The sequence below is a fragment of the Pseudomonas sp. MIL19 genome, assembly GCF_028680365.1.
GTDB lineage: Bacteria > Pseudomonadota > Gammaproteobacteria > Pseudomonadales > Pseudomonadaceae > Aquipseudomonas > Aquipseudomonas spirodelae.
Genome location: NZ_JAPPVG010000063.1, coordinates 1 through 4,768, shown reverse-complemented (window position 1 = coordinate 4,768; position 4,768 = coordinate 1). Strand labels below are relative to the sequence as shown.

Sequence of the window (4,768 nt, the reverse complement as noted above, 5' to 3'; positions counted from 1 at the left end):
TCCAAGTCGCCAGGCTCACCACCACAGTGAACCCGACAGCGCCAGTCACGGCGCTACGCGCCATGCCTGGCGCACCATAAAAAAGCCGCGCATTCGGGACGAATGCGCGGCTTTTAGACGTACCTTCAGTTACAGCGGACGCAGGTTGATTTCCACCCGACGATTCTGCGCACGGCCTGCTTCAGTGGCATTACTGGCAATCGGCTGGTTAGGGCCCGCACCATAAGACGACAACCGCGAAGCCGGAATGCCATTGGCGCTCAGGTAAGAGGCGACACTCTGCGCACGACGGTTGGAAAGATTCTGGTTCAACTCAAGGGAGCCGGTGCTGTCGGTATGGCCGACGATATCCACACCGTTCTTGTCGAATTCCTTGAACACCGTAACCAGGGAATTGAGTGTTGGATAGAAGCTGCTGGAAATATCCGCAGAGTTACTGGCGAAGGTAATATTGCCCGGCATGATCAACTTCAGGTCATCGCCATTGCGCTGCACCTGCACACCAGTGCCTTGCAGGGTCTGGCGCAGCTTGGCTTCTTGGGTATCAACGTAATAACCGTAACCACCACCAGCCGCACCGCCCACGGCCGCACCGATCAAAGCACCCTTGCCGCGATCCTTCTTGCTCGACGTGGCCGCACCAATCACCGCCCCGGTGACTGCGCCAATACCACCGTAGATGCCCGCCTTGCCTGCCTCGCGCTCACCGGTATAGGGGTTGGTGGTACAGCCGGCGAGCACGCCAAGACCGAGGGTGACCACTGCAAGATTTCGCCATAGGTTCATGCGTGCTTCCTTATAATTCAATTAGATGCGAGCTTTCGCTGAGTTTTTTGAGCCTAAACAATGCGCAAAGTTCCTTTGCAGACCATGCAGCACGCCAACAGGGCGCAGCAGCTATGCGCGAACGAACGGATTATCACGCATTTCATCCCCCAATCGCGTGTCGGCACCATGACCGGTCACGACAGTGGCGTCTTCATCCAAGCAATACAACCGCTGCTTGATCGAGCGCTCGATGGTGCTGTAATCGCCGCCCCACAGATCGGTTCGGCCAATACCGCGTTTGAACAGCGTGTCTCCCGCAATCAGCAGCTTGTCCTGCGGGAACCAGAAACTCATCGAACCGGGCGTGTGCCCTGGGGTGTGCAGCGCTACGCCACATCCACAATCAAGCGCCTGATCGTCGCTCAGCCACTGATCCGGCGCGGGCACCGGCGTGTAAGGCACGCCAAACATGCGGCACTGCATTTCGAGGCTATCCCAGAGGAACTGATCTTCTTTATGCAGGTGCAGAGTCGCGCCGGTTAATTCCTTCATCTGCCCGGATGCGAGAAAGTGATCCAGGTGCGCATGGGTATGGATGATGCTGACCACTTTGAGGGCATGGGCTTCGAGGCGCGCCATGATCAACTCGGGATTACCACCCGGATCAATCACAATTGCCTTCTTGCTAAGCGGGTCACCAATGATCGTGCAGTTGCACTGCAAAGGCCCTACAGGGAAGGTTTCGCGGATTAGCGCAGGTTGAGCGGTTTGCATGAAAACTCCAGCAGATTCATGACACGGTTACGGCACGCCAACGTAAAACACTGGGTCACTTTGGTTCTTGCAGTGGCATGCTCAAACAAGGGCAAAGGGTGGCGCCAACCACCTCGTGGATTCAATAGCCAAGCTTTAATTTAGGCGCGCCCCGGCCGTGCAAGCTACCAAGACGGAATCTCAACCTAACGGGCAGTTGAATCAGTGCAGCAGCCCCAGGCTCTTGGCTCGCGCCACGGCTTGGGTACGCCGCTCGACCCCGAGCTTGCTATTGATGTGCCGCGCGTGAGTTTTTACCGTATGCAACGAGATAAACAAACGCTCACTGATTTGCTGATTGGAACAGCCTTGGGCGATCAACTCCAAAACCCCCAGCTCACGCGCGCTCAGCGCATCGACGAGCGTTGCATCGTCTTCTTCAGGAGCGGTCGCCTGCGCAGTACGCGGTAGATGCTGCAGCAAGGCATCAATCAAGGGGGTCGCTTCCTGTGCCAGCAACTGCTCACGCAGCCACTCGGGGTGCTGGCTCAACACGTCATAGAAGGGCAACAGGCCACCACCTGCGGCGCTCTGCAAAGCACTGCACAGGTGTTGCTGCGCCTCACGCTCACGCCCGCCATCCCGCAGCATGGCCGTCAGCTGCATCTGCGCAATGGCCCCCAGCAGCTGACCACCAGCGTTATGCGCCAGCTGACTCAGCCCACGCAAGCGCCGTTCGGCCTGCTCCGCTTCGCCCTGCAGGCGCTCGTAGGTGGCCAGGTGTAACTGAATATGCAGCGGTAGCTGTGGGTGGAATTCTGGCGCGGCAGCAGCCTGCTCGCCGCCATAGGTATCCAGCAGGCGGCTCAGCCAAACACTGGCCAATTCATGCTGATCCTGGCGTAACCAAAGCTCACATTTAGCCAGGGTAATCATCGCCAAGTAGTAGATCGGTGGAATATCCCAGATATGCATCAACCGCTCGGCCTCGGCTAAATGGGCAAATGCCTCCGACAAGTTGCCACTGCGCCCATCTAGGCTGGCCAGCACGCAGTACCCGATCAGCACACTGATATCACGGCAATTACGCGCCTCAGCAATTCCGGCCAGAAGCTTCTGCCGCGCCAACTGGGGCTGCAGGCGCAAGCTCAGCAGATGACCTTCATACAGAGTCAATCTTCCGCGCACCGCGTATTGGCGCCGCGACGGCAATTTATCAAGGCGCTGCAGGCCCAGACGGACTTCATCCAGCGCCCGAAGTACTTCCCCCCGCGCCTGCAGAACCCGCGCCCGGTCGTAATGAGCCAGGGCTTCAAACAGTGGGTTGCCGACCCGCTGCGCCAACTCCAACGCCTCGCGATTCAGCCCGCGAGCGCGCCACAGATCCCCGTGCACAATCGCCAGGTTGGCCAGACTGGACAAGCACATCAGCCGCTGACCATAACGGTCCAGTGGCAGACAACTCAGCGCTTCACTGCAATAGGCCTGCGCCTTGGCACTGTCGCCACGACCGCGGGCAATCACGCCGCTCAGGGCGAGCCATTGCGCCAACAAGCCCTCCTGCTCAGCGCTGTCGCGTGCAGGCAAAAAGCTCCCCAGCTGAAGCAAAAGCTCTTCGGCTGCATCCAGCTGACAAGCTAGCGCCAATGCCCAGCCGTATAACAGAATCAAACGCGGGGTACTGGTCAGCAAACTGTCGGGCAAATCCATCTTCCAGCGCAGCAACGTGGCGACGTTCTGCTCAGCCAGTAGCTGCTCCTCGGAGAGATTCTGCACCAGGTTGGCCGCCACATCCGGCTGACCAGCCCGCAGCGCCTGCTCAATGGCTTCATCCAGCAGCCCTTCGCCGCTGAACCAGCGACACGCCCGCAAATGCAAACCGGTCGACGGCTGCGGACGGCTGCGCAGCAAGTCGGAAAACAGATGGTGGTAGCGAAACCATTTACCCTGCTCATCCAGCGGCACCAGAAAAACCTGATGCGCCTGCAGATGACGAAGAATCGCAGCGCTGTCATGGGCATCGCGAAGGGCATCACAGAGCTCAGCGCAGAAGCGTTCCTGGCTGGCCGTCTCATAGAGAAAGGCTTGCACCTCTGTGGGCTGCCGCTCGATTACTTCCTCCAGCAGATAGTCATGAATGAGTCCGTCACCGCCCTGGGCCAACGTCGACAGCACGCCAGATGCCTGCGCCTCACTGGCAGCCAGTGACCATAAGCGCAAGCCCGCCACCCATCCTTCGCTGCGCAGTAGCAAGACCGCTAGCGCCTCTGCGGACAACTCAGAGCCCTGTAAGGCAAGCAATTCGGTACTTTCGCTGTCGCTAAGACGCAGGTCCTGCTCGTGCAACTCCAGCAGTTGCCGCGATAGGCGCAAACGCGACAAATGCCAATCAGGGCGCTGGCGACTGGTTACCAGCATCACCAGCCCTGGCGGCAGATGATTTAGAAAAAACTGCAGGCAACGATCGAGAACCGGGCCTTGGGCCAAATGGTAATCGTCCAACACCAGCAACAGCGGCTGCTTTGGATCAAGGCGCAGCGTCAGCTCATCGAGCAGACCATCAAGCCACTCTTCGAAAGCAAACGGTTGATGCCGCTGACGCAAACGTAATAACCCCAGAGCCTCCTTGCCGACACCGGGGAAGAACGGCTGCAGCCCGCTGAGCAAGCGCTCAAGAAAACGCCCAGGGTCACTGTCGCGTGAGCTCAAGCCCAGCCACAGGCTTTGCCACTGCTCGGGCAAATGTTCACAAAACTCAATGGCCAGTGAGCTTTTACCAAACCCAGCCGGCGCGCTAACAAATAGCAGGCGCCCCGCCAAGCCGCCCAGCAAACGCTCACACAGCGCTGGGCGCGGTACATAACGGGCGGGTAGCGGCGGCCGATAGAAATGCCCGCCCAATACGTTGGGCGCGGCAACTAAGCCAGAAATGGGATACAGATCAGTCATCAGCTGTTTTCTTATATCAGACAGAGGCACTAGCGATCTCTAGCAGCCTAGCGGCTTGGTACACGCATTTGAAGCCCTTGCGGCGATCAGGCGGGAAACAGTAATGATTAGTCATACATAGGCTGCATTTTTATCAGCATCGTGCAGATATACAGAAACTCAGGAAGCGCCTTTACGCCTTCAAGTGAAGGCTCTCAGGTTAGTCGTTTGGGATACCAAGGATCGGGTAGGAGGCGGCCTCACGGCCGCCGTCCTCCCACACCACCGTGCGTACGGTTCCGTACACGGCGGTTCAGGC

The 4,768-nt window shown here is 58.6% G+C and carries 3 protein-coding genes; all 3 read right to left on the bottom strand.

Annotation, left to right across the window (positions count from 1 at the left end):
- Positions 1 to 129: 129 nt before the first annotated feature.
- The 3 genes from N1078_RS19200 to N1078_RS19190 all read right to left on the bottom strand — a co-directional run bounded on the left by N1078_RS19200 (position 130) and on the right by N1078_RS19190 (position 4,470).
- On the bottom strand, positions 130 to 786 hold the full coding sequence (locus N1078_RS19200) for an OmpA family protein (protein WP_274089670.1): 657 nt from the start codon (positions 784 to 786) through the stop codon (positions 130 to 132).
- Positions 787 to 897: 111 nt separating this feature from the next.
- Entirely contained in the window at positions 898 to 1,542 is a 645-nt protein-coding gene (locus tag N1078_RS19195) for an MBL fold metallo-hydrolase (protein WP_274089669.1), read from the bottom strand.
- Positions 1,543 to 1,743: 201 nt separating this feature from the next.
- Positions 1,744 to 4,470, bottom strand: a complete 2,727-nt coding sequence (locus N1078_RS19190) for a LuxR C-terminal-related transcriptional regulator (RefSeq protein WP_274089668.1) — start codon at positions 4,468 to 4,470, stop codon at positions 1,744 to 1,746.
- Positions 4,471 to 4,768 lie beyond the last annotated feature (298 nt).